Source organism: Acinetobacter celticus, from assembly GCF_001707755.1.
In the GTDB taxonomy this organism is placed as follows: Bacteria; Pseudomonadota; Gammaproteobacteria; order Pseudomonadales; family Moraxellaceae; genus Acinetobacter; species Acinetobacter celticus.
Map to the genome: position 1 here is coordinate 553,365 of NZ_MBDL01000001.1, position 23,947 is coordinate 577,311.

The window sequence follows — 23,947 nt, forward strand, 5'->3', positions numbered from 1 at the left end:
TTTTAAAATTTAGAAACCGTATTGAAGCTGTGCGACCAGCTCGTTATATGTCTTATTGGTAATTTCATTATTGACGCGGTTTACATTCACTTGTAACTTGGTGGTTTCTGCAAAAAATGCATTCAGCCCTAAGCTGTGAATATCAATGGTTTGATTCGATGCATTGGTGTCACGATCAATACTGTCAAAGCGGTAAAACGCTTGATAAGACTTTGGCCACCAGTCGTCATAGCGACCTTGGTTACGAAACCCTTTGACAAATTGTTCACCAAAATTCCAAAACAATGTGCCGGTATGTGATTCACTTTCGCGCGTATACACCGTTGCCGTTGAATTGCTATAGGTCTCATCTTCACCTTGTACATATTCATAGGTGGCGCCAAAAGGATGATGGTTATAATAAATATCAAAACCTTTCCGTAACACATCGCCTTTGCCAGCAAAAGATGCTGAAACACCTGAGGTATCAAACAAATTGCTCTTGCCTTGATACCATGACACGCCAAAACTCAGTTCACGCAACCATGAGTTGTATTGCGCAGGCAAGGTATAGCGCAGGCGACCAATAAAGTTTTTATCGTCATTGTCATCCGACTTATTGGCGCCATTACCATTCACTAAACCAAAGGCATAACTGATCATTGGCGAACGGTAGTTGTAGCCATAATCGACCGTTGGTAAGGCATCACCACGGACAATTAGCCCGACTTCACGCAGTGCCAAGCCATAGCCATAGCCAGGCAAACTAAATAAGGCATTGTTGATGGTCGGTTTTAAATCTTCCGTGGCTTGTACTTCTTGTCCAAAAGGCAATAACTGTTGCCCCAAAGTCACAGTCAAACGCCCTGTATCTGCACTGAAAGTTGGAAGTACGTTATAAATCAGCTGCGCATCTAATAAATTCAGATAACTATTATTGGTTCCTGTTTGTGGCGAAGTTCCGAAACGCAAATTAAAATCTAGGTTTTTTCCCTGTTCATAATCTTTAAACAGGTTCCCTGCAAAGCCAATTTGTACTGCACCTAAATCAAACGATGAACGACGATTATTCACCGCAGAACCCGTATTTTGACCTTGCGGTTGTACCACTTGGGGTTCATCGATATAAGATGCTTTGGCCTGCACCACTCCATTAATCAGCAATTGACGGGTGGATAATGCTGTTTTGGTATCACGTTCACGTTGGACTTGGTATTTATAGTTTTCAATATCACTCTGTAGCCCTTGCAATTCTGCTCGGGTCACAAAGCTTTGATCATCTTCCCCTTCTGATGCCAATTCAGCATCCACACTGTCGGCATCAGCTGACACGGCTACTATTTGGCTCTGCCCCTGTATACGGCTCAACTCAGTCTTCAATTGCTTAAGTGACTGCTCAAGCTGGCTGACTTGTTGCTGTAACTGCGCGACATCTGTATCTGCATGGCTTATAGCAATGCTGGCACTCAGTAAGGTCAATACACCTGCACTTTTTGTTATAAATTTTTTCATGGAAACGGTGCACCTACAGCTTGGCAAGTGACACATCGGTCGATTTAATCAGCACAATCACTTGACTGCCGACCTGTAAATCCAATTCTTCAACTGAACGAGTGGTTATGACGGAAGTAAAAACACCCGATGCTGTCACGACATCCACTTCAGAAACTACATCTCCTTTGACAATTTCCTGAATAGTGCCTTTAATTTGATTACGTACATTAATAGATTGAATAGTCATTTTAAATTCCTGATTTTTTGTTAGAAACCAATATGACCTATTTACTAAACCCATAAAAATAATATAATTTGATTTTTATATCTGATTTTATAAAATCATAAAAAGTGATTTTAAATTCTATTTATCTGATATTTCAAATATTCATAATTTTTAATAATAATATTTTCATACTGCCAAAAAATCACATCCTGAGAAGTTAAACTCTTAATCTCTTTATTAATGGTTTGCCTAGAAGAAGATAATAAATCAGCCAAATCATGCTGTGAAATTTTCAATCTAATTTCGGTACCTAAAGGATGCTTTTGACCATATTGATGAGACAAGTCGAGTAAGGTTTTACAAATTTTTTGGTGCAAATTAGCAACTTGCAAAAACTTCATTTGCTGTAAAAGATATTGCATGCGCAGGCTCAAAATATCTAAAGCATCTTGCTTTAAAGCATTGTTATTACCAATTTCTTTTGAAAAAATAGCGATCGGAATATGCAAGATTTTAACTTGATTAAACGCATAATAATCATAATCAATGACCTGTTCATTGATACACGCCAGTAAATTAATCGGACTTTTTTCTGAAAAATAATTAAAGGCATGAAAACGACCCGATGGACTTAAATATCCAATTTGGATAATTCCATCGAGTAAAATATAAACAGCATCTCTACAATTTTCTTTGTTTAATATTAAATCACCTTTTTGATATTTTTTTATAAATGACATTTTTAAAATAAAATTAATTTCATGCTCAGATAAATTTTTAAATATATTTTTTAAAACCTGACCATTCGTCTGATCTTTTAAATCATGCATTTTGATTATTCATCCATCTAATACTTTTAATATGCATATTAGATGGATTATTTTGGACAGACGAATCATTTATTCTTCATTGGTTTTCGCTTTATCTGCAAAGCTTGTCAATGAATCTGCTTTTATTATGAAACTTTTTTATAAGCGCCTTCAGCTACAACATAACGGAAATCCGATACATCACGCTTTACGTCTTTACGAATGACTTGACTCAATTGACCATCAACACCGACTGGAATATCGCCTTCCAAAGTGACACGACGCACCACACGGTGCTGATCACCATAATCATTAATTGCACGGTGCTGCGTTGCGCGGTTATCCCAAATGGCAACGTCACCTGCTTCCCAGCGCCAGCTGACAATATTTTCCAACTTTTCGACATAGTTCTGAAATAAGTCAAATAAACGGCGTGAATCTGCGGCACTATAGCCGACAAATTTTTTGAAGAAATGTCCGAGTAATAAAGTCTTTTCACCCGTTTCTGGATGTACACGCACCAAAGGATGCTCCGTTTCATATTCAGTCGAATTAAAAAAATCTTTATATTTTGCCAACACTTCAGCAGGTACACTGGCTTTGGCAGCATAATCATAATTGTTGCTATGAATGGCTCTTAAGCTGTCTGCCAAAGTTTTTAACTCTTCTGGCAAATCATTATATGCCGTCGTGGTATTGGCCCAAACGGTGTTTCCCCCGACTTCTGGTGCAACAATACTGCGTAAGATTGACGCTTTTGGATAGGCATCTAAAAAAGTAATGTCGGTATGCCAACTGTCTGCACGTGCGCCACGCGAATCAAGTTCTAAAATGTGATTAGACCCTTGCTTGACAGGAACAGTCGGATGATTCAATGGTGTACCCAAACGGGTAGCAAAAGCTTCTTGCTCGGTATCATCTAAATGTGACTGATTTTTAAAGAAAATTGCTTTATGTATCAGCAGTGCCTGATTAATTTCTTGCACCACAGCATCGTCAAGTTTTGAAGATAACGTTACGCCTTCAATCACTGCACCAATGCGACCATTTACTGGCTTAACTTGAATGTGTTGATATTGCTTGCTCATGATCACGCCCTCATATATTGATATTGGATAGACTGGTTGTCTGTGAAGTCATCATGAACAATTTACTTATTCAAATCTGTCAAAAAATTGACATTCTTATACTGCATTTTAGATATATAAAAATTAAAAACAGCATTAAGCCCCCAAAGGAATGACCATACGATGCGGATAAAATTATCACCAAATGACTTCAATACGTCATTTTGTACCGTATCTAAGGCTTTTATTTTCCAATAAAAAAGCCCGCATCATGCGGACTCTTCTTTTACACCAAAACAGTTTATTTTCCTTTTCCTTGACTCCATTTCGTCGCCAAGGCGGTGACTTTCTGATAGCCCGTCGGTAAAATCCTCTGGATTAAATCTAAAGTTTTGGCATCGTTACCAATCAATAAACGGCGTTTATCTTTTTGTACCGCTTCTAAAATTTGGCGGGCCGCTTCTTCAGGCGGGCAACGTAATAATTTATTAAACGTCTGGGCTGATTTTTCAGGGTTCATGCCCAAAGTACGCAAACTATCATTCATTTTGGCTGCATTGGCAATATTGGTACGAATCCCGCCTGGATGCACACACAGCGCGCTCACACCACAGTTTTCCATGTCCAATTCCTGACGTAAAGACTCTGTAAAACCCCGCACTGCAAATTTGGTCGCGTTATACGCCGACTGCGTCGGTTGCGCAGTCAAACCAAACAAACTTGAAATATTAATAATATGGCCTTCACCTGACTTTTTAATCAGGGGCAAAAATTCTTTGGTGCCGTACACCACGCCCCAAAAGTTAATATTTACAATCCATTCCAATTCTTCATAACTTGCACCTTCTACTGTTGAACCCAACGCCACGCCTGCATTATTAAAAATCATATGGACTGAACTGTGATTCTGTACGGTGTCCTGTGCCCAAGCACGCATTTCTTCCAAATTCGCCACATTCACTTTTTGGGTTGTGACCCGCACATTACTACCTTTAACCAGTTCTGCTGTTTGGGCCAAACCTTGCTCATTGACATCACTTAATGACAAATGGCAACCCTGTTTTGCCAATAATACCGCCAACTGCTGACCAATGCCTGAACCTGCTCCAGTAATTGCGGCCACTTTATTTTTAAAATTTTTCATTGTTTTTTCCTTTGGCTTAAACCAGTGATCCGCTTCACGCTTCAGCACCATGCATTTACTGCACTATTTTTATTGCAGTTCTGGCCTCCAATATAGTTTTGACAATACACATTGTCAATATCATCTTGGGACTGAACAATCACAGGGACTTTCAAAGCAAATGGCATAGGTCTTTGTCACATTTATTGTTAATATACCAACAGACATCGCACCCAGTTGGCTTACGTTTTATATGACAGAACAACCGATAACGACAACACCGCAGAAAAATAGCCAAAAAGAGCGCCAGTTCAAAGGCATGTCACTGACTGAACGTAAACAATTGCGTCGTGAAAAACTCATTGAAGCAGGCATTGAAGCCTACGGCACGCATGGTTTTTTCTCTGTTACGGTCAAAGATATTTGTAATGAAGCCAAGCTGACCGAACGCTATTTTTATGAGTCATTCAAAAAAAGTGAAAACTTATTTCAAACCATTTTTTTAAAATTGATTGATGAACTGCAACAAAACGTCATGCAAGCCATTATGCAAGCATCGACCGATCCGAAAAAAATGATTGAAGCAGGTTTAACTGCATTATTGACGACCTTAAAAGATAATCCACGTATGGCACGGATTATTTATATTGATGCCATGTTGGTGCAAGAACTGCATAACCAAGCCACGATTCATGAAACCATGTCCCGTTTTGACCGGATGATTCATGCTTTTGTCATGCTGATGATGCCCAATATTGACCGTTCGGAACGCGAAATTTCCTTGGTCGCGACAGGACTCAATGGTTATGTCACACAAATTGCCATTCGTTGGGTCATGAGTGGATTTAAACAATCGATGGATGAGGTTTTATCTTCGTGTAGTCTGGTATTCTTATCTTTACTGAATGTTTTCTCTGAAAATAACCTCGCGTTGAAAAAAAATTAGTCGTGATTTGTGACGCTAAAAATATTTTCATTAATTTATTTAAAAACAATTGGTTATTTTTAAATAAAATAGGTTTTTCACTCAAATATTTGTCACAAAAGCTTTCAAAAATAGGGTTCCCCTACCTTTTTGCAATGATACTGTCATAATTAATCTTTGTAATAAGCCTGTCATAAATATAAAACGGTCCACCGTTTACATGAAATAGGGTATTGCGCTGTGAAAGATGACTACATTTTGATTGTCGACGATGAACTCCCAATTCGGGAAATGATCCATACGTCTTTAGATATGGCAGGTTTTCAATGCCAACAAGCAGAAGATGCGAAACAAGCGCATCAAATGATCGTAGATCAGCGCCCTGTCCTTATCCTATTAGATTGGATGATGCCTGGCGGTGTGAGCGGTGTAGATTTATGCCGTCGTCTAAAACGAGATGAAAGCTTATCTGAAATTCCCGTCATTATGTTGACTGCTCGTGGCGAAGAAGACCATAAAGTACAAGGTCTAGACGCTGGTGCAGATGACTACATGACCAAGCCGTTTTCTACCCGTGAGCTGGTTTCACGTATTAAAGCGGTATTGCGTCGCTCAAATGCCTTGGGGGGTGAAAAAACCATTGATGCCAATGGCCTCATCTTAGATCCAGTCAGTCAGCGCGTCAGCCATGGTGACTGTATTTTAGAAATGGGCCCAACGGAATACCGTCTATTGGCATTCTTTATGACCCATCCAGAACGTGCTTATACACGCGCTCAATTACTCGACCAAGTTTGGGGCGGAAACGTGTATATTGAAGACCGTACCATTGACGTACATATCCGTCGTCTACGCAAAGTATTAGAACCTTATGGTGCTGACCGCTTTGTACAAACAGTTCGCGGTACAGGCTATCGTTTTTCTACCCGTGCGGATGCCGCTTTCGGTTAGTGTTTTTTAGGTTAATTGCATTTTATGTACGAACCATATCCCGTCCCAGAACTGGCGCGTGAACATAAAAAATTCCGCTACAGTAGTTTATGGACTTTTGCCAAGCAGGACTTACGCCAGCTGGCGTTCTTGCTGATGATCGGTGGCTTTATTGGCCTTGGGATCGGGTATTTTTGGGTCAGTATTTTTCTCGCCTTTAGTATTTTCTTTGCGTTGCAATTGCGCTCCTTGTATTTGGTCAATGAATGGATTTCTAACCGCCCCTACGATGTTCCTCCCAATTTAGATGGTATTTGGGGGGCATTACTGTTCAATGTTTATCGTGCACAGCGCCAAGAACGCATCGTACAGGCAGAAATGGTCGGGCTGATTGACCGCGCACAATCGTCCTTGGTTGCCTTAGCGGAAGCGGTGGTCTTAATTGATGAAATGCATCAAATTGAATGGTGGAATCCTGCGGCTGAAAACCTGTTAGGCATTCAGTCTACCGACCGAGGGCGCAGTATTCTGACCATTCTACGTCAACCTAGTTTTATTGAATATTTTAACAATATCGATCAAGCACCTGACGGTTTAAAAATGAAATCGACGGGTTTCGATGAGCATTATGTACAAGTCAAAATGACCCGATTTGGTGGCGAAAGTCGCTTGTTGGTCGCTTACGATGTCACGCGCATGCATAATCTAGAGCAAATGCGTAAAGACTTCGTGGACAATATTTCTCATGAACTACGCACCCCGCTGACGGTATTAAGTGGCTATATTGAAACCTTTACCGATCAAGAAGATTTAAACCCGCGTTGGAAACGTGCCTTTGACCAGATGCAATCTCAAACACGGCGCATGAATGCTTTGGTGAATGATTTATTGCTCCTATCACGTTTAGAAAATGATAAGAAAATTGCAAAAAATCAAATTATCGATATGCCAAGTCTCATGAATCAATTGTATGACGATGCACATGCCTATAATGTCGATTATGGCCATGAACTGAATTTAGAAATTGACAGTCACTGTGACTTAATTGGCTCAGACACGGAACTGGCCAGTGCCTTTAGTAACCTTGTGACCAATGCCATCAAATACACTCCCAAGGGAGGCACAGTCACCATTGGCTGGCATGATGATACCGAACATGGTTATTTTACTGTGGAAGATACAGGGATCGGCATTGATCCTAAGCATCTTCCTCGCTTAACTGAACGTTTTTATCGTGTCGACAGCGCTCGTAGCCGTCAAACTGGCGGGACAGGCTTAGGTTTGGCGATTGTAAAGCATGTGTTAATGCAACATCAGGCACATTTAGAAGTTGAGTCCAAAGAAAACCGCGGTTCAATTTTTAAAGTGGTTTTCCCGAAAGAACGTTTATATCACGTCAGTTGATCTTTAGATTGAATCCATCAAGCGCTCAAAAAAGCCTGCTCAAAATGCAGGCTTTTTATCTATGCAACAACGATGGTTTAATTCAGCGCTTGTTCTTTTTGCAACGCATGCTGAAATGCAGAACGACTACGCATACGCTGAACAAAAGCCTGAATATGTGGATATTTTCCTTTTATACGTGACTGCAAGGCCTGCAACGGAAAGCTCATTTGAATATCAGCAAAACTAAATTGCCCTGCAAAATAATCATTGGAAGATAAATGATGTTCTAAAAATTCGAGATGATCTTTTAAACGCGGTTTGATAAAACCACCTTTTACTCCACCCGTAATTTTTTGGGCTATGGGTTTAATCAGCCATGGTACATACTTTAGTACATTTTCCATTACCAGTTGCATGATCAGCAGTGGCATCAGTGACCCTTCGGCATAATGCATCCAATAACGGTATTGCTGACGTTCAGAGGCCGTTTGCGGTGCAAACTGACCAGACTCATCAAAGTGCTCCTGCAAATATTCCAAAATGACGGCGGATTCTGCAATACACTGATCATCATCGGTCAATATAGGCGCTTTACCCAGCGGATGTACTTCTTTTAGCTCTGGCGGGCCAGAAAAAGTTGGTAACCGTTTATAAAGCTTAATCTGATACTCCAGTCCCAATTCTTCTAATGCCCATAGAATACGAAAAGAGCGCGATTGTTCTAAGTGATGCAAGGTCAGCATATTTATCCTTATTGTTCATGTGCCGTATGATTTATTTAGTGACATCCAAAAAAGCAAATGCACCATATCGTGTATGTGTCAGCAACACCCTTAAATTAGGCTGGTCTGAATTTCCAAACTGCGTAGCAATGTTTTGGTGACTGGGGTTTTACTACAAATATCCAGTACTTTTTGCTCTAGTTCAGCGCCCAACTGATTTTCAAAATGTACACGGCGTTCAATCCATTCATGCCCTTCTTTATTGGTATAAAAATCGGCCTGAACGCTAAACTCACCTAAATCTAAGCCTTTATGCTGTGCATACATCCGCAACGTAATCATGGTGCAAGAAATTAAGCCTGTACAAATAAAATCATAGGGTGCAAGACCGGTATCACCACCACCAAATGACGCGGGCTTATCTGTCAGTAGCTGATGTTGACCACTACTGACCTGACCTGCCCAAGGTGCAGCTAAACTTTGTACTTTTGCTGATGAAATCAATCCCATCTCATTGTCCTTATTTTTATTGCATTATTTTGAAGCGCGCATTTTATCTGGAAAAATCGGGGCTTTTAAACGCGGGCCATCATAATCAGGGATCTGACCAAAACGTTCATCGCTGTTCATCCACTGCTCTCGGGCAATATTCAATTCTTCCTGAGTACGACCAACAAAATTCCACCACAGTAAAATAGGTGATTCGAACGGTTCACCACCGAGCAATAAAATACGACTGTTGGCATGAATTGCAATATCAACCTGTTCTAAGCCCGGTTCTAACACCACCATATTATCTTCAGTCAGTTCATGACCATTAATTGAAGCAGTGCCTTCCAACGCCATGAAACCATATTCATATTTTGGATTTAAATGTAGAAGTGTTCGGGTTGACTCTTGCGTCGCCAAATCTACCCCTAGTAATTTTGAATGTACCTGCACAGGTGAGGTCACTGATAGAAACTCGCCAACCAATACCGTAAAATCGATACCATCTTTTTGCACGACAGGGAGTTCAGGATAATGATCAAAACGAGGTGCCATCTTAATTTTGGCATCTGGCAAGGCAATCCACAATTGAGCAGCATGCATTCTCGTTTCTGTTTCGGGCGCAACTTCAGTATGTGAAATGCCATATCCAGCGGTCATCAAATTGACCTGTTTGGGGCGAATTAATTGTTTTGTACCCAAACTATCTGAGTGCATCATTGTGCCTTCAATCATCCATGTAAAGGTTTGTAGACCGATATGTGGATGTGGGCCGACATCTAAACCATCTCCTTGCGGAAACGTCACAGGGCCAGCATGATCTAAAAAGCACCATGCTCCAATCATCCGTTTTTCACGGCTAGGCAAAGCGCGTTTAATGACCGTACCTTGCCCAATTTCTGCAGTACGCAAAGTAAAATCTTGAATAAACTGATTGATGTATTTTTCACAGTCGTCCGAATAGGACAACTCGGTATAATTAGTATTGGTCATCGTTCTATCCTAAATCTAGCTAATCTAGCTTCTGGTGCTGGATATTGTCTTTATATCGCTACTTTACGATCATATCGGCTTATTTTGTCTAAGCCTATGCTTCTCTTAATATGCTGAATATCATAAATAGGACAATATATTTTTTGTTTTTTTTCACTCACTTTTATATAAAGAGCCTCCCCCCCCACAGCGTACACATACTAAATAAATCCAAAAACACACACCTACAAATTCACATTTTGTAATAAATTAGATCGTAAAATACCCAAATTTGGTGAGTTTATTTTTCAGTTAAGTTGTGCATACTTCTTGTTAATTAGCTTAGCACTACTGTTAATCATAGAGGTCAAGCCATGACTGTAGATATTCAAATGGGGGGGGAAGACCTTTCGAGAATACAGACTCAAGGTACGTTACAGCAACACTTACTAAAACCATCAGAATGTAGCCTGCAAAACCGTGTCGTCATTGAACAAGCTTTAACTGACCAGCAAGCACGTATTCCGACAGACTTTCGACAGGCTTTTTTAGACTTCCAATATCAGCAACAACACTTTTTTTTGCGTCATATCAATTACATTGCCCAATTGGTCATGCTTATCTACTTTTTTGTAGACTATTTTATTATACAAGATGTGTACTATCTATCTGCGGTACTACGCTTAGGCTGTGTCGCAATTTCCTTAATGGTCTGTTTTTACTTATTTCAGTATAAAAAAGATATCCGTCTCTTGGATATGATCCTCCCGATCAGTACCGCCTGTGGTCTGGCACTATGGATTTTTTTGTTGTTACAGTCTGATAGCCCATGGGCCAGTTCTTATCTTTATACCGCTGTAATTTTCATCCTAATTGCCAATTTGGGCATACAGGTACATTTTAAACCGGCCCTATATAGCACCATCTTTATGAGTCTATTTGTGCTGATTGCTATACAAAAATTACTCAACCCCCAAGAAGCCTTTCTATTTTTTCTAACCTTTATTCCCATTGTTTTGTTTAGCTTATATATCAGTTGGAATAGTACACGCAACGCACGCAGATATTTTTTAAGAAGCTTACTCGATGACTGGAATTTACATAATTTTAAAAGCTTGGCGCATACCGATGAATTGACTCAACTCTTTAACCGGCGTCAATTTGTTGATATGGCTGAACGCCGAATTCATGAATGGCCCACGCCTGCCAGTACCTGCCTCCTGATGTTTGATGTCGATTATTTTAAGAAAATTAATGACACATACGGACATGATATTGGTGATCGTGTACTTCAGGTTATTGCTGATATCGCGCGTAAAGAAATGCGTCAACAAGATATATTGGCCCGATTTGGTGGCGAAGAATTTATTGTGCTCTTGTCCGAAACCGCGATACAAGATGCCTTAACTATTGCTGAGCGTATCCGTAACAAAATTCAAAACAAGTGTCTATTTCTAAAGCCTGAAATTCCACTGTGTTTTACCGTTTCAGTTGGCATATCTGAGCTCAAGTCACATAAGCAAAATTTAGATGAACTGATTAAACAAGCCGACCTTGCACTGTACCAAGCCAAAGAAAATGGCCGAAATTGTGTGATTCGTTATGAGCCATCAATGAGTATTCCATCAAAACTCACCTCAGCCAAAATGAAAAAACCAGTACCAATCATAAAGTCTCAAACACATCAAAAAGAGAGAACAAAATCCACTTGGTCAATTCTATAAAGTTTTATCCACCTGATTCAATTTTTGAGTTTCTCACTGAATCTTTCGGTGATTTGAATTAGAATGAGGCCCAATAAAATTTTATCGCTATTGTCGAGTTTTTAATGCAATCTGATCTTTTGCCCACTCCTTTCCCGCAACCACATGACTATAAGTTTAAATTTATAGACCTTTTTGCAGGCGTAGGCGGTTTTCGGATGGCTTTGCAAAACCTCAAGGGACGCTGTGAATTTTCTAGTGAATGGAATAAGCACGCGCAACAAACCTATTTTTCTAATTATGGTGAAGTTCCTGATGGTGACATTACACTTGATGAAACCAAAGCGAAAATCCCTGAACAATTTGATATTTTGTGTGGCGGATTTCCGTGCCAAGCCTTTTCAATTGCGGGCAATCAAAAGGGGTTTCAAGAAACCCGTGGGACGCTCTTTTTTGATATTGCAGACATCGCTGAAAAACATCAACCACGTGTTATTTTCTTAGAAAACGTTAAAAACTTAGTTTCCCATGACAAAGGCAACACGTTTGAAGTCATCAAAAATACGTTAAAAGAACTGGGCTATGCGGTTTATTTTCAAGTTTTAAATAGTATGACGCATGCCAATGTACCTCAAAATCGTGAGCGTATTTTTATTGTGGCTTTTCATGAAGCATTGGTGCCAAATCATGCTGAGTTTCAATTTCCTGAAGAAATCATCTTAACAAAAACAATCCATGACGTCTTAGAGCAAGAAAAAGTGGATGATAAATATTATTACCAACCTGATCACATGTATTACCCAACATTGAAAGAAAGTATGACCTCTCGTGATACTTTATATCAGTGGCGTCGTGTATATGTACGTGAAAATAAAAGCAATGTCTGCCCAACTTTAACAGCAAATATGGGTGCAGGTGGTCATAATGTACCGTTAATTAAAGATAATTACGGTATCCGGAAATTGACCCCAAAAGAGTGTTTTGCGTTTCAAGGTTACCCTGTAGAAAAAATGGTTTTTCCTGAAAAAATGTCCAATAGTGCGCTGTATATGCAAGCAGGAAATTCGGTCACGATGCCATTAATTCAAAAAATTGGTGAGCAGATTTTAAAAGTCCTTAATTCGTAATGTTCATTTAATATATGATTCTTGAATTTTCAGGAATCATATAGAAATTTTGATATCTTTGTTTTATAAGCATTTATTTGGAATAATAGTCATGTGGTCAGAACTTCCAACCGAAAAAAAAGAAAAATATAAATTATTAATTACAAACTTTGCTAGTTTAAGCAAAGTATTTTCTCAAAAATCTTCTGAATCAAACGATAATGAAATTACGCCTATCGTTAACTCAAAATTTCAAGAAACAGCATTTCAGAAAGCTTTTGATGCGATCAGTGAGGATATATCAAATACTTCTTATGATGCTTCAGTTAAATTAACGAATAAGAAAAAATATTTAGTAGGTATTAAATCTTTTGGTCACACATCTGGTTACCAAAAAGTTGCTCAATTTAAAAGTGATAGCGCATCTGATGATTGGTCAACTTTGTTAACCGATATTAAAAAAAATTTAAAAACTCAAGAAGCAACCGAAGCAAATAAGTTAAATGAAAATTTATACAAAAAACTAGCTCTAAAAGTAGCAGGTTTAAGAAATGCTCGAATTGCATCATCTAAAGCACAAACGAAAGGATTTAATGGTTCAGATATTGATGTAGAAGTTATTTATCATGTACTAATGCCCTTCAATAAAAACAATAAACCGCAAATTTTAGTAGGTCAGATTCCTTATTTACCTATTGATACTAATAATATTTGTATTATCAAAAATAAAAATAATAAATACCCTCAAAATTTTGAATTTACTGATGGTCAACATAACTATCGATATACTTCATCAGATAGCCAATTGCTTATGGACTTTAAAAATAGGGAAATTGTAGTAGAAACATGGGATATCAACTATCTTAACAATCCATTCTATTTTTTTGAAAATTTACATCAATTTAGTACATCAACGAGTCATATAACAACACCAATTAAGGAAGATAATACTCAAATCAAAGATGAAATTACAGATTCTGTGAGTTGGATGATACCCAATGAAGATGGTAAATTAGAAACTAGTTCAGGCTTTAATGCTTTTGATGGGTCTACAAAGTTATCTACAGTCGATAGACAGGATAGAATTAATACAATTCAGGTAAAGTATCAACCATTAATACCAAAGCCACAACTTGACCTCATTATTTCATCTTTAGAAAGAATTTTATTAACGTCTTGGACACAATCAGCAGAAGATATTGATAAAAGAAAAGGGCTACGTTTAAATTTAATTCAAGACACCAATCTATTAAAAAATCAGCCATTATTAAACGAGATTGAAAAATTAGTTTTTCGTTCTTCTACAGAAATGTATATCCCTATTCCTGAATCTAAAAATTTTCATAAAAATAGACCAGATTTTTTTGGAAAAAATATAGGTACATTTGAAACTCAGAGTTCAAAATTAGCTTTACCCAAAGATCAACGTAAATTCAAACTAGAATTTATTCCATCGGGTAATGTAATTGAATCATATATAAATCAAGATTCAGGTAAGGCAATTCAATCCATTAATAATCAGGATATTTTAGGGAGATGGATTTTATGGGAAGTTTTCCAGTTAAAAGAAAGAGAATTACTAACTTCACAAAAACTAGATGATATTGGTCTCAATGGCATCCGTCTAATCAAATTCAAAGATGAAATGAGAGGAATTGGTCTTGAATTCATTTGGATAGATGAAGAAAACCCACCTCAAGATGCTATCGGATGGGTAGCTAAAAATAAAAAAGACGCTTAAGCGTCTTTTTTATTTTTAGTAATTTCCGCAGGAAATTACTCCCATTCAATCGTCGCAGGTGGTTTACTTGATACGTCATAAACAACACGAGAAACATCAGCAATTTCATTCATGATACGAGTAGAAATCTTGTCTACTAAATCATATGGAAGATGTGCAAAACGCGCTGTCATAAAGTCAACCGTTTCAACTGCACGTAACGCAATCACCCATGCATAACGACGACCATCACCGACTACACCAACAGATTTCACAGGTTGGAACACAGCAAAGGCTTGCGCAGTTTTGTCATACCAACCACTTGCACGAAGCTCTTGCATGAAAATATCATCAGCTAGACGTAGAATGTCTGCATATTCTTTTTTCACTTCACCCAAAATACGCACGCCCAAACCTGGACCTGGGAATGGATGACGATAAAGCATTTCGAATGGTAAACCTAAAGTCGTCCCTAAACGACGTACTTCATCTTTAAACAAATCACGAATTGGCTCAACCAATTCAAAAGCTAAATCTTCTGGTAAACCACCCACGTTGTGGTGCGATTTAATCACGTGTGCTTTACCATTTTTAGTGGCAGCAGATTCGATCACGTCTGGGTAAATTGTGCCTTGAGCAAGGAAGTTTACGCCATCCAGCTTACGTGCTTCTTCAGCAAATACACCAATGAATTCACGACCAATAATTTTACGTTTTTTCTCAGGATCAACTTCACCTTTCAGCGCAGTTAAGAAACGCTCTTCAGCATCGGCACGAATCACACGGATACCCATGTTTTTCGCAAACATGTCCATCACTTGCTCGCCTTCGTTCAAACGAAGTAAGCCGTTGTCTACAAATACGCAAGTGAGCTGATCGCCAATGGCACGGTGTAAAAGTGCTGCTACAACCGATGAATCGACACCACCTGAAAGACCTAAAAGAACTTTTTGATCACCAATTTGCTTACGAAGTTGTTCAACACGTAAATCGATGATGTTTTCAGAGTTCCAAAGGTTACGGCAACCACAAATTCCGTGTACGAAGTTAGACAGAATCTCTGCACCTTTTGCAGTGTGGGTTACTTCTGGGTGGAATTGGATACCATAGAAACGACGTGCTTCATCAGAAACCATGGCAAATGGGCAACTTGGTGTGCTTGCAGTCACTTGGAAACCGGCCGGAATACGGGTTACTTTGTCACCGTGGCTCATCCACACTTTTAACTGATCTTTTGAATCTTCAAGATCACCAATCAGTTTGTCACGAACCTGAATATTAACTTCAGCATAGCCAAACTCATGTACAGTACCCGGCTCTACTTTACCGCCAAGTTGTTCTGACATGGTTTGTAAACCATAACAAATACCTAGAACAGGAACACCTAAGTTAAATACAACTTCTGGCGCACGTGGACTACCTTCTTCATGCACACTTTCAGGGCCACCAGATAAGATGATACCCTTCGGATTAAACGCACGAATGTCTTCTTCAGACATGTCATAGGCATACATTTCAGAATAAACACCAGCCTCACGTACACGACGTGCAATAAGCTGACTATATTGAGAACCGAAATCCAAAATTAGGATACGATCTTCAGTAATTTGGGTATTGGTAGTCATGGGTAAACAACTATGCAGGCAACGAATATAAGCGCGACATTCTAACATTTTTCCACGCAATACGCACACTATTCGGACAGAGCCTAAAAACGCTTAATTTTAGTGAAATTTCTAGGATCTATGGAATAGACAATCATGCTGTATTCAACGCAGTTTCATTTTATCCAAATGCAATGAACCACTTGAATATCGATGGATCTCTTGAACTTATTTTTCAATAATATGGTCGATACTGAATTTACCCGCACCATGTAACATTAAGAAAAATAGCCCACCTGTCATGGCAAAATTTTTCATGAAATTAATGCCATCTTCTGCACCGCCATGAAATAAGAATGCCGTAATCAAACTAAATATGGCTAAACCAAAAGCTGCAAAGCGTGCCTGAAAACCAAATAGCAATGCCAAACCACCACCGAACTCAACCAGAATCGTTAAAGGCAACATAGCACCAGGTACACCCATGGATTCCATATAACCGACCGTTGCATTGTAAGCCATGATTTTCCCCCAACCTGCGACAAGAAAAATATACGCCATAAGAATACGAGCAATCAGTGCAATCGTCGCATTGGTAGCAGGTTGATGAACAAGATTTTTAACAACAACATTGGGATTAAACATACTGGCACCTTTTGAATTTTATTTTGAAGATGTGTAAATGATACGTCGTTGCTTTTATACAATAAATATGAGTTTTTAATACTCAGCGTTCCATATTTAAAACAATATATAATGCAATTAATTTCCCTTTTAATACTGACTTTACAAGACTGTACTGATAGCATTCCACTACATTTTTGTTTGTTTTTTACTCATGGAACTTATTGATTTTATATTACATGTAGATGACCATCTGCTGGAATTCATTACCAATTATGGTGTTTGGATATACGCGATTCTGTTCCTGATTATTTTTGTAGAAACGGGCTTAGTGGTTATGCCGTTTTTACCTGGGGATAGCTTGCTATTTGCTGCTGGTGCATTGGCGGCCTCTACAGGGGCTATGAACCCTTGGATCTTATTCATTTTGCTATTTATTGCGGCCGTGTTGGGCGATACCTTAAATTATCATATTGGTAAATATATTGGCCCACGAGTATTTGAAATTGAATCACGCTTTATCAATAAGCAACATTTAATTGCAACGCAAAAGTTTTTTGCCAAGCATGGCGGTAAAACTATTATTTTTGCCCGCTTTATTCCCTTTGCACGAACCTTCGCCCCTTTTGTGGCAGGTGCAGGCAGTATGAATTATAAATTTTTCCTCAGCTACAATGTCATTGGTGCATTGTGCTGGACAGGTTCATTCATTTTTCTGGGTTATATTTTTGGCAACCTGCCGATTGTGAAAGACAATTTCACGCATTTAATTTTCGGTATCATTATTATTAGTATTTTACCAGGCATTATTGGTTTTATCCGCCAAAAACTGAAGAAGTCACCTTCAACCACAGACTAAACCACTTATGAGAAAAAACGGATAATCACCGGAAACATACACAGCACCAACATTGTAGCCGATCCTTTATACAAGAGATCGGTTTTTATTTGCTTCACTCTACCCGACAAAATTGCCCGTCCAAAAGACATCCAAAACAATGCTGTCGGCAATAAAATTAAGCTAAAAATAGCAAAAACCAAAACAAAATTGGTGGTGTTTTCCCATGTTTCTAACGGAATAATACCCGCAGCAAATAACAGAGCTTTAGGATTTTTTAAGGTTGAAAAAAACAGTTGTCGCGGGCGAATAGCGGTATTTTTCTGATTATGCTTTTGTAAATCGTTTGAATTCCATAAATGGAAAGCCAGCCAAAACACATACACCATACTTAAAAAATGCAGGATATGAATCAAATTTGGCCAAATCGGCGCGCTCAGATGAATCAACAATGCCCACATATTAATGGCGTAGAAGTAACCAAAAAATTCTGCAGGAATAAATAAACTGGTTTTTGCGATGCCCTGTTGATGTGCGGAGCTTGCAAGTAATGCATTGGTCAATCCTGGTGCCATAAGGACAGCAATCATTGCCAATACAAAAAGCCAACTCTCAATCATAAGCACCTGAATTTCCCCAAAAGTGGGCACACCTTAGCCGAAATGAATTTATAAATACAAGTCTATCGCCAACTAAAAAATTAATTTAATTCACTCAATAATTGCAAATTTAGACTCAATTGAAAGCATGAAATAGAGAAATACCTGCGTGCTGGGTTTATTCTTTATTTTTAATTTTCAGTTATTTAATAACTTATGAATAATCTATCGCAAAGATGGTAAAACCGACTTTAAATATAAAATTATATCGACAAGTTTTATTACACTTTTCTTTTTGTTCAGCTCACAATGCACAGTGAACTGAACAAAATACATCCACCACTAGACCCCAATTAAGGTTGTGGTACACTGCGTGGAATCATGGGGCAGCCCTTAAATTTTGCGGCTTGCATAACCGCTTCTTGTTCGCCCATTAAGCGTGAAATTTCGGTCTTTTTGGTATTTGAAGACTGCCCCATATTGACTGAAACGCTTGGGCCAATGCCCCAACCGCCACCGCTCCCCCAGCCACCACCTAAACCAACGCCTACGCCCATTCCTGTACGTTTTGCAGGTTGCACACCATTGTTTAAATACTGCTGAATTCGATTATATTCACTTTGTAATTGCGTACAGTTCAGAGATTGATACTGCGTTGGCGATACATAAGTCGGTTTGACTGTCGTGGCGCATGCACCTAACAATACTGAACAGGTTGCCAATAAGCTTAATTTAATTGCGTTCATAGAGTTCTCGATCTTATTTTTGCTCAATTTCATTGAACAATGATTGATAGGCCTGCGTCAATTTATGATCTGCTGCTAAATGAATCAATGGTCGATTTTTATGATGAGATTCTTTCATCAAGATGGATGGCGGTAACATGCTGTTTAATACTGGCAAGCCCTCATCTTTCAACTGTTGGACGACTTCACGTGGCAGTTTGGCCTGTGCCTGGTATTGATTAACCACAATGCCTTCAATTTCCAAACGATCATTATGATCGTCCTGCGTTTCAATCACATTTTCAATTAAAGTTTGTAATGCACGCTTAGAAAATACATCACAATCAAAAGGAATGAGTACGCGATCAGCAGTAATCAGTGCCGACAAGGTAAAAAAGTTAAACGCAGGCGGTGTATCAATAAAAATACGGTCATATTTGCCATTCAACTGTTGCAAAGCATCGCGTAGTTTATAAATTTTGTGTTTAGATTCCAGCGCATAGGCCAAAGCTCCTAAATTAGGACTTGCAGGAATCACATCCAAGTTTTCAAAAGGTGATTGATGGATATAACTTTCCAACCCCTTAGAACGGTTTTTTAGAATAGAACCAATGGCATTGCCCAATAGACCTTTGCCCGGTTGTGTTCCAAGAACTTCTTCAAAATAATTTTCAATATTGGGTTCTAATGCAGGCTTATCGGCCGAATAAGTGGCATCTTCTCCAAGTAAATACTGGCTAGAATTGGCCTGAGGGTCTAAGTCGATGACCAGTGTTTTCAAGCCTTGATGTGCGCTAATGGCCGCCAAATTTACTGTAATACTTGATTTCCCGACACCACCTTTTTGATTAAACACCACCCGTGTACGCATTAAAAACCCCAATATTTGATGATTATTTCAATGGCGCTCAGTCTACCCGAGAACCATTTCGCTACAATTAATTATGTCTAACAATTAGCCAAAGTTTGGTTTTATCATCACAAGAGCAAGAATCGCAATAAAAACCACGACTGCAATGAGTAAACCTGCACGGCGTTGTACCAATAAAAACGTGTCGCCTTTTTTATAAGCTTTACTTAAAGATGACAATAAAACCAAGAATAAGATAATTTTGGCATAGAACCATGGCTGTACATCAAAATTCTTCATCACCAATAAGGCGATTCCTGTGCCGGCAATTAAAGTCATGGACGCATGCTGTAATGCCACAAACATGGTACGACCAGCAGGATTGGGTTGATTGCCCTGCACGCCTTTAAACAGCGTAAAAGCCCGAAGGAAAATAGCCAAACACGCCAAGGCAACGCCAGACATATGAATGATTTTAATCAGTAATTGTGTTTCCATAATTCTTTAATCACCTTTACGCTTTTGGAGCATGTGCGCATTCTGGACTAGACGTATCTTGTTCTTTCCACTCTTCAGGTAAAAAGGCATGAATAGCCAAAGCGTGAATATTCCCTGGACTTAATAAATCACCAGCTGCAGCATATATCTTTTGGTGACGTTGAACCAAACGCAATCCAGTGAAAGCTTCACTTACAATCACTGCTTTAAAGTGTGATTCTTTATCTGGGAAATACCCCCCATGCCCTGCAGATTCATTAACGACTTCTAAATGACTAGGTGATAACTGTTGTAACCGCTCTATGAGTTGCTGTTCTAAGCTCATGACTGCGCTCCAAAAAATCAAAATAAACTGTTTTAAGTATAGCGGTAATAATGATCAGTGTTCAGCTTCTGTGTGGAAGAAATCCATTTCCTATACGATCAACAGTCAAATTTTATAAAAAATTGATCAAATAATTATCAATCACCTTTAAATTGTTTTTATTTTATGCAATTAAACTCAGCTTTTTCATAAAGTGATTGACCTTGAAAATTCTTAATGTATTATACATCGCTATGCGGGAATAGCTCAGTTGGTAGAGCATAACCTTGCCAAGGTTGGGGTCGAGAGTTCGAGTCTCTTTTCCCGCTCCAAATTTTTTCATTCAGTTTTTTATTTAAAAAATTGGGTAACCCTGCGGAAATAGCTCAGTTGGTAGAGCATAACCTTGCCAAGGTTGGGGTCGAGAGTTCGAGTCTCTTTTTCCGCTCCAAATTTTTTCATTCAGTTTTTTTATTTAAAAAATTGGGTAACCCTGCGGAAATAGCTCAGTTGGTAGAGCATAACCTTGCCAAGGTTGGGGTCGAGAGTTCGAGTCTCTTTTTCCGCTCCAAATTCAAAAAGCCCTCATCGAAAGATGGGGGCTTTTTTTATTTTTTAACTCAAATATATTGATGTTTATCTAAGCTGCCTATATGGCAGTGCACCCTTTTATACGTATAGTATTTTTTAATACTCTTAGAATACGTGCTTATATTTTTTATCTGGCCATTACGCATAAAAACTGGCTTTGAGCCTTTTGTTCATCAATCCCCATTCGCCAAATTTTCAATATTTATCATCCACAGGATCATGCAAAGTTTGGGTACACAGAGTGCTAAAAATGGTCAATATTTCGTTTGGCCGTGGTTGCTCATGCCTCCATAACCTGAAAGATTTTGCGATATAGAATAATGTATTCGTGGATGCATTTTGACTGTGGCAATAGTCACTTCTCCATACTGTTTGAGTTATGAAAACCATTGCATCGTCGTAATGAATAGCAGATCGATAGTTAATGCAGTCCATACATTCATCATTTGATCTAACACTTTTATGATTTTTTAGCTTAATGCAGTCTCTGACCGTGAGTGCTTATTCCCCAAACAAAAATACTGCCTAAACATCAGACAGTATTTATCCCTTAGATGTTTAGCGGTTTGGATAAACCGTTTGAATTAAGGACTCCACCACTTGTGGTTCAGCCAATGTCGACGTATCACCCAAGGTATCCAGTTCATTGGCCGCGATTTTCCTTAAAATACGACGCATGATTTTACCTGAACGCGTTTTAGGTAAAGCGGGTGCCCAATACAATGCATCTGGTGTTGCCACTGGCCCTAAAATTTTACGCACCCATGCAATAAGCTCTGTACGTAATTCGTCCGACTCAGCGATATCCGCCTGTAAGGTCACAAAAGCACAAATCCCCTGTCCCTTAATCTCATGTGGCATCCCCACGACAGCAGCCTCTGCAACATGTTCATGTGCCACCAAGGCACTTTCTATTTCTGCTGTGCCTAGACGATGACCCGATACATTCAATACATCATCGACTCGTCCAGTAATCCAATAGTAGCCATCTGCGTCACGACGCGCGCCATCCCCTGTAAAATAGGTTCCCGGATAAGTTGAAAAATAGGCTTCAATAAAGCGTTCTGGATCTCCCCAAATGGTACGCATCTGACCCGGCCATGAATCTTTAATGACCAAATTACCTTCTGCGACACCCTCTAACTCATTTCCGTCAGCATCAACAATTGCAGGCTGCACACCAAAAAAAGGTCGAGTAGCAGAGCCGGGTTTAATGTCTATGGCACCGGGTAATGGGGTAATCATGTGACCTCCCGTTTCCGTTTGCCACCATGTATCTATAACTGGGCAACGGCTTTCACCCACCACACTGTAGTACCAATTCCATGCTTCTGGGTTAATCGGCTCACCCACTGAACCCAAGAGACGTAAACTACTGCGGTCACTTTCGCGGACAAAAGCATCTCCCTCACGCATCATCGCGCGAATAGCCGTCGGCGCTGTATAAAGGATTGTCACATTGTGTTTATCAACAATATGTCCTGTACGCGCCCATGATGGGTATTGGGGGACTCCTTCAAACATCACGGTTGTTGTACCATTAGATAATGGCCCATACAGTACATAAGAATGTCCTGTAATCCAGCCCACATCTGCGGTACACCAAAAAACATCATCTTGTTTTAGGTCAAAGACTTCACGGAATGTACAGTTCACATAGGTTAAATAGCCCCCTGTCGTATGCAACACCCCTTTTGGCTTACCTGTTGAACCCGAGGTATACAAAATAAATAAAGGGTCTTCGGCATTCATCGGCTCTGGTGGACAAATATCATTGACTGACATAATTTCCATGTGATACCACAAGTCCCGATTTGGCTTCATTTCAATGGGATTCCCCGTCCGATGGACAACCATGACATGTTGAACCGTTTCAGTTCCTGTAGCAGTGAGTGCTTGATCTACATTAGCTTTGAGCAGAATAGGTTTCCCGCCGCGCATGCCTGAGTCAGCGGTAATCACCATTTTGGCTTGGCAGTCTTCAATCCGACTGGCCAATGAATCGGGTGAAAACCCTCCAAAAACAACACAATGTACCGCACCAATGCGAGCACATGCCAACATGGCAATGGCTGCTTCGGGCACCATTGGCATATACAACACCACACGATCCCCTTTACCTATACCATTTTTCTTCAATACATTGGCAAAACGGCAGGTTTCATCATGTAATGATTCAAAAGAAATAATTTTATGCCGTGATGAATGATCCCCTTCCCAAATAATAGCGGGTTTATGCGGATGCTCTTTTAAATAGCGGTCTAAACAATTCGCACTCACATTCAGTTCGCCATCTGCAAACCATTCGATTTTAAAGTTATCTTTGTTAAAGTTGGTATTTTTGACTTGAGTAAAAGGCTTAATCCAATCAATTTTTTGGGCTTGCTCTGCCCAAAACGCATCAGGTTGCTCGACAGATTTTTGATAGCGTTCGAAGTACTCGGCTTCAGTAATACGCGCGGTTTTTTTAAAACTTTCAGGTACAGGATAAATTTCATTCATAATGCTACTTCCTTATGTTCTTCATCCCATCACGAGATGTATGCCACGTTTTTGATTTTATATTTTTTGCATAGCGCCAGTATGGCGATTATTTTTTCAGCATAACAATCATGCTTTGGTCGTATTTTAATCATTCTATTTAAAACTAGACTTGAGGTTAA

23 protein-coding genes and 3 tRNA genes are annotated in these 23,947 nt (G+C 39.2%); 10 read left to right on the top strand and 16 right to left on the bottom strand.

Annotation, left to right across the window (positions count from 1 at the left end):
- Positions 1-9: 9 nt before the first annotated feature.
- From BBP83_RS02530 to BBP83_RS02550, 5 genes are all read right to left on the bottom strand, one after another.
- The gene (locus BBP83_RS02530; RefSeq protein WP_068885824.1) at positions 10-1,491 is read right to left on the bottom strand and encodes a hypothetical protein; all 1,482 of its coding nucleotides are present in this window, start codon (positions 1,489-1,491) and stop codon (positions 10-12) included.
- Positions 1,492-1,504: 13 nt separating this feature from the next.
- Positions 1,505-1,720 (bottom strand): TOBE domain-containing protein, encoded by a 216-nt coding sequence (locus tag BBP83_RS02535; RefSeq protein WP_068885825.1) that lies wholly within the window; start codon positions 1,718-1,720, stop codon positions 1,505-1,507.
- 110 nt (positions 1,721-1,830) lie between these two features.
- Positions 1,831-2,529 (bottom strand): Crp/Fnr family transcriptional regulator, encoded by a 699-nt coding sequence (locus BBP83_RS02540; protein WP_068885826.1) that lies wholly within the window; start codon positions 2,527-2,529, stop codon positions 1,831-1,833.
- Positions 2,530-2,654: 125 nt separating this feature from the next.
- Positions 2,655-3,596 carry a TauD/TfdA dioxygenase family protein gene (locus BBP83_RS02545; protein ID WP_068885827.1) on the bottom strand — a complete coding sequence of 314 codons (942 nt, stop codon included), beginning with the start codon at positions 3,594-3,596 and terminating at the stop codon, positions 2,655-2,657.
- Positions 3,597-3,876: 280 nt separating this feature from the next.
- A complete protein-coding gene (locus BBP83_RS02550; RefSeq protein ID WP_068885962.1) occupies positions 3,877-4,719 on the bottom strand; it encodes an SDR family NAD(P)-dependent oxidoreductase in 843 nt (280 codons plus the stop codon).
- A gap of 232 nt (positions 4,720-4,951) precedes the next feature.
- Here BBP83_RS02550 and BBP83_RS02555 point away from each other — a divergent pair, with 232 nt between their 5' ends.
- The 3 genes from BBP83_RS02555 to phoR all read left to right on the top strand — a co-directional run bounded on the left by BBP83_RS02555 (position 4,952) and on the right by phoR (position 7,957).
- On the top strand, positions 4,952-5,644 hold the full coding sequence (locus BBP83_RS02555) for a TetR/AcrR family transcriptional regulator (RefSeq protein WP_068885828.1): 693 nt from the start codon (positions 4,952-4,954) through the stop codon (positions 5,642-5,644).
- A 219-nt stretch (positions 5,645-5,863) separates the two neighbouring features.
- Positions 5,864-6,574, top strand: a complete 711-nt coding sequence (phoB, locus tag BBP83_RS02560) for a phosphate regulon transcriptional regulator PhoB (protein WP_068885829.1) — start codon at positions 5,864-5,866, stop codon at positions 6,572-6,574.
- Between the two features lie 24 nt (positions 6,575-6,598).
- On the top strand, positions 6,599-7,957 hold the full coding sequence (gene phoR, locus BBP83_RS02565) for a phosphate regulon sensor histidine kinase PhoR (RefSeq protein ID WP_068885830.1): 1,359 nt from the start codon (positions 6,599-6,601) through the stop codon (positions 7,955-7,957).
- Positions 7,958-8,034: 77 nt separating this feature from the next.
- On the opposite strand, the gene BBP83_RS02570 is transcribed toward phoR, so the two are convergent.
- The 3 genes from BBP83_RS02570 to BBP83_RS02580 all read right to left on the bottom strand — a co-directional run bounded on the left by BBP83_RS02570 (position 8,035) and on the right by BBP83_RS02580 (position 10,143).
- Positions 8,035-8,682: a glutathione S-transferase family protein gene (locus BBP83_RS02570; RefSeq protein ID WP_068885831.1), complete on the bottom strand. Its 648-nt coding sequence runs from the start codon at positions 8,680-8,682 to the stop codon at positions 8,035-8,037.
- 90 nt (positions 8,683-8,772) lie between these two features.
- Positions 8,773-9,171: an OsmC family protein gene (locus BBP83_RS02575; RefSeq protein ID WP_068885832.1), complete on the bottom strand. Its 399-nt coding sequence runs from the start codon at positions 9,169-9,171 to the stop codon at positions 8,773-8,775.
- Positions 9,172-9,195: 24 nt separating this feature from the next.
- Positions 9,196-10,143 carry a pirin family protein gene (locus tag BBP83_RS02580; protein ID WP_068885833.1) on the bottom strand — a complete coding sequence of 316 codons (948 nt, stop codon included), beginning with the start codon at positions 10,141-10,143 and terminating at the stop codon, positions 9,196-9,198.
- A 353-nt stretch (positions 10,144-10,496) separates the two neighbouring features.
- Between BBP83_RS02580 and BBP83_RS02585 the strand changes: the two genes are divergently transcribed.
- The 3 genes from BBP83_RS02585 (at position 10,497) to BBP83_RS02595 (ending at position 14,672) form a co-directional block, all read left to right on the top strand.
- Positions 10,497-11,846 carry a GGDEF domain-containing protein gene (locus tag BBP83_RS02585; protein WP_068885834.1) on the top strand — a complete coding sequence of 450 codons (1,350 nt, stop codon included), beginning with the start codon at positions 10,497-10,499 and terminating at the stop codon, positions 11,844-11,846.
- A 104-nt stretch (positions 11,847-11,950) separates the two neighbouring features.
- Positions 11,951-12,952 carry a DNA cytosine methyltransferase gene (locus BBP83_RS02590; RefSeq protein ID WP_068885835.1) on the top strand — a complete coding sequence of 334 codons (1,002 nt, stop codon included), beginning with the start codon at positions 11,951-11,953 and terminating at the stop codon, positions 12,950-12,952.
- Positions 12,953-13,043: 91 nt separating this feature from the next.
- Complete coding sequence (locus tag BBP83_RS02595) at positions 13,044-14,672, top strand: hypothetical protein (protein ID WP_068885836.1); 1,629 nt, start codon at positions 13,044-13,046, stop codon at positions 14,670-14,672.
- 35 nt (positions 14,673-14,707) lie between these two features.
- Here the strand turns inward: BBP83_RS02595 and guaA are convergent, their stop codons facing one another.
- Together guaA and BBP83_RS02605 are read right to left on the bottom strand one after the other, a co-directional pair.
- The gene (gene guaA / locus BBP83_RS02600) at positions 14,708-16,276 is read right to left on the bottom strand and encodes a glutamine-hydrolyzing GMP synthase (RefSeq protein ID WP_068885963.1); all 1,569 of its coding nucleotides are present in this window, start codon (positions 16,274-16,276) and stop codon (positions 14,708-14,710) included.
- Between the two features lie 207 nt (positions 16,277-16,483).
- On the bottom strand, positions 16,484-16,900 hold the full coding sequence (locus tag BBP83_RS02605; RefSeq protein ID WP_068885837.1) for a DoxX family protein: 417 nt from the start codon (positions 16,898-16,900) through the stop codon (positions 16,484-16,486).
- A gap of 193 nt (positions 16,901-17,093) precedes the next feature.
- Here BBP83_RS02605 and BBP83_RS02610 point away from each other — a divergent pair, with 193 nt between their 5' ends.
- On the top strand, positions 17,094-17,738 hold the full coding sequence (locus BBP83_RS02610) for a DedA family protein (RefSeq protein WP_068885838.1): 645 nt from the start codon (positions 17,094-17,096) through the stop codon (positions 17,736-17,738).
- A 5-nt stretch (positions 17,739-17,743) separates the two neighbouring features.
- Here the strand turns inward: BBP83_RS02610 and BBP83_RS02615 are convergent, their stop codons facing one another.
- The 5 genes from BBP83_RS02615 to BBP83_RS02635 form a co-directional block, all read right to left on the bottom strand.
- Positions 17,744-18,337: a LysE family translocator gene (locus BBP83_RS02615; protein WP_068885839.1), complete on the bottom strand. Its 594-nt coding sequence runs from the start codon at positions 18,335-18,337 to the stop codon at positions 17,744-17,746.
- A gap of 332 nt (positions 18,338-18,669) precedes the next feature.
- The gene (locus tag BBP83_RS02620; protein WP_068885840.1) at positions 18,670-19,062 is read right to left on the bottom strand and encodes a hypothetical protein; all 393 of its coding nucleotides are present in this window, start codon (positions 19,060-19,062) and stop codon (positions 18,670-18,672) included.
- 13 nt (positions 19,063-19,075) lie between these two features.
- A complete protein-coding gene (locus BBP83_RS02625; RefSeq protein WP_068885841.1) occupies positions 19,076-19,912 on the bottom strand; it encodes a ParA family protein in 837 nt (278 codons plus the stop codon).
- An 84-nt stretch (positions 19,913-19,996) separates the two neighbouring features.
- Positions 19,997-20,389 (bottom strand): SirB2 family protein, encoded by a 393-nt coding sequence (locus BBP83_RS02630; RefSeq protein ID WP_068885842.1) that lies wholly within the window; start codon positions 20,387-20,389, stop codon positions 19,997-19,999.
- A 16-nt stretch (positions 20,390-20,405) separates the two neighbouring features.
- A complete protein-coding gene (locus BBP83_RS02635; protein WP_068885843.1) occupies positions 20,406-20,714 on the bottom strand; it encodes a BolA family protein in 309 nt (102 codons plus the stop codon).
- Between the two features lie 235 nt (positions 20,715-20,949).
- Here BBP83_RS02635 and BBP83_RS02640 point away from each other — a divergent pair.
- The 3 genes from BBP83_RS02640 (at position 20,950) to BBP83_RS02650 (ending at position 21,264) form a co-directional block, all read left to right on the top strand.
- Positions 20,950-21,025: transfer RNA gene (locus BBP83_RS02640), tRNA-Gly, on the top strand.
- Between the two features lie 43 nt (positions 21,026-21,068).
- Positions 21,069-21,144, top strand: a tRNA-Gly gene (locus BBP83_RS02645).
- A gap of 44 nt (positions 21,145-21,188) precedes the next feature.
- Positions 21,189-21,264, top strand: a tRNA-Gly gene (locus BBP83_RS02650).
- A gap of 578 nt (positions 21,265-21,842) precedes the next feature.
- Here the strand turns inward: BBP83_RS02650 and acs are convergent.
- Positions 21,843-23,786 carry an acetate--CoA ligase gene (gene acs, locus BBP83_RS02655; protein ID WP_068885844.1) on the bottom strand — a complete coding sequence of 648 codons (1,944 nt, stop codon included), beginning with the start codon at positions 23,784-23,786 and terminating at the stop codon, positions 21,843-21,845.
- Positions 23,787-23,947 lie beyond the last annotated feature (161 nt).

What these genes read in the sequence shown, in the direction of transcription:
- BBP83_RS02530 (WP_068885824.1), bottom strand. Translation starts at nt 1,491, where the DNA reads ATGAAAAAATTTATAACAAAAAGTGCAGGTGTATTGACCTTACTGAGT.
- BBP83_RS02535 (WP_068885825.1), bottom strand. Translation starts at nt 1,720, where the DNA reads ATGACTATTCAATCTATTAATGTACGTAATCAAATTAAAGGCACTATT.
- BBP83_RS02540 (WP_068885826.1), bottom strand. Translation starts at nt 2,529, where the DNA reads ATGCATGATTTAAAAGATCAGACGAATGGTCAGGTTTTAAAAAATATA.
- BBP83_RS02545 (WP_068885827.1), bottom strand. Translation starts at nt 3,596, where the DNA reads ATGAGCAAGCAATATCAACACATTCAAGTTAAGCCAGTAAATGGTCGC.
- BBP83_RS02550 (WP_068885962.1), bottom strand. Translation starts at nt 4,719, where the DNA reads ATGAAAAATTTTAAAAATAAAGTGGCCGCAATTACTGGAGCAGGTTCA.
- BBP83_RS02555 (WP_068885828.1), top strand. Translation starts at nt 4,952, where the DNA reads ATGACAGAACAACCGATAACGACAACACCGCAGAAAAATAGCCAAAAA.
- phoR (WP_068885830.1), top strand. Translation starts at nt 6,599, where the DNA reads ATGTACGAACCATATCCCGTCCCAGAACTGGCGCGTGAACATAAAAAA.
- BBP83_RS02570 (WP_068885831.1), bottom strand. Translation starts at nt 8,682, where the DNA reads ATGCTGACCTTGCATCACTTAGAACAATCGCGCTCTTTTCGTATTCTA.
- BBP83_RS02575 (WP_068885832.1), bottom strand. Translation starts at nt 9,171, where the DNA reads ATGGGATTGATTTCATCAGCAAAAGTACAAAGTTTAGCTGCACCTTGG.
- BBP83_RS02580 (WP_068885833.1), bottom strand. Translation starts at nt 10,143, where the DNA reads ATGACCAATACTAATTATACCGAGTTGTCCTATTCGGACGACTGTGAA.
- BBP83_RS02585 (WP_068885834.1), top strand. Translation starts at nt 10,497, where the DNA reads ATGACTGTAGATATTCAAATGGGGGGGGAAGACCTTTCGAGAATACAG.
- BBP83_RS02590 (WP_068885835.1), top strand. Translation starts at nt 11,951, where the DNA reads ATGCAATCTGATCTTTTGCCCACTCCTTTCCCGCAACCACATGACTAT.
- BBP83_RS02595 (WP_068885836.1), top strand. Translation starts at nt 13,044, where the DNA reads ATGTGGTCAGAACTTCCAACCGAAAAAAAAGAAAAATATAAATTATTA.
- guaA (WP_068885963.1), bottom strand. Translation starts at nt 16,276, where the DNA reads ATGACTACCAATACCCAAATTACTGAAGATCGTATCCTAATTTTGGAT.
- BBP83_RS02605 (WP_068885837.1), bottom strand. Translation starts at nt 16,900, where the DNA reads ATGTTTAATCCCAATGTTGTTGTTAAAAATCTTGTTCATCAACCTGCT.
- BBP83_RS02610 (WP_068885838.1), top strand. Translation starts at nt 17,094, where the DNA reads ATGGAACTTATTGATTTTATATTACATGTAGATGACCATCTGCTGGAA.
- BBP83_RS02615 (WP_068885839.1), bottom strand. Translation starts at nt 18,337, where the DNA reads ATGATTGAGAGTTGGCTTTTTGTATTGGCAATGATTGCTGTCCTTATG.
- BBP83_RS02620 (WP_068885840.1), bottom strand. Translation starts at nt 19,062, where the DNA reads ATGAACGCAATTAAATTAAGCTTATTGGCAACCTGTTCAGTATTGTTA.
- BBP83_RS02625 (WP_068885841.1), bottom strand. Translation starts at nt 19,912, where the DNA reads ATGCGTACACGGGTGGTGTTTAATCAAAAAGGTGGTGTCGGGAAATCA.
- BBP83_RS02630 (WP_068885842.1), bottom strand. Translation starts at nt 20,389, where the DNA reads ATGGAAACACAATTACTGATTAAAATCATTCATATGTCTGGCGTTGCC.
- BBP83_RS02635 (WP_068885843.1), bottom strand. Translation starts at nt 20,714, where the DNA reads ATGAGCTTAGAACAGCAACTCATAGAGCGGTTACAACAGTTATCACCT.
- acs (WP_068885844.1), bottom strand. Translation starts at nt 23,786, where the DNA reads ATGAATGAAATTTATCCTGTACCTGAAAGTTTTAAAAAAACCGCGCGT.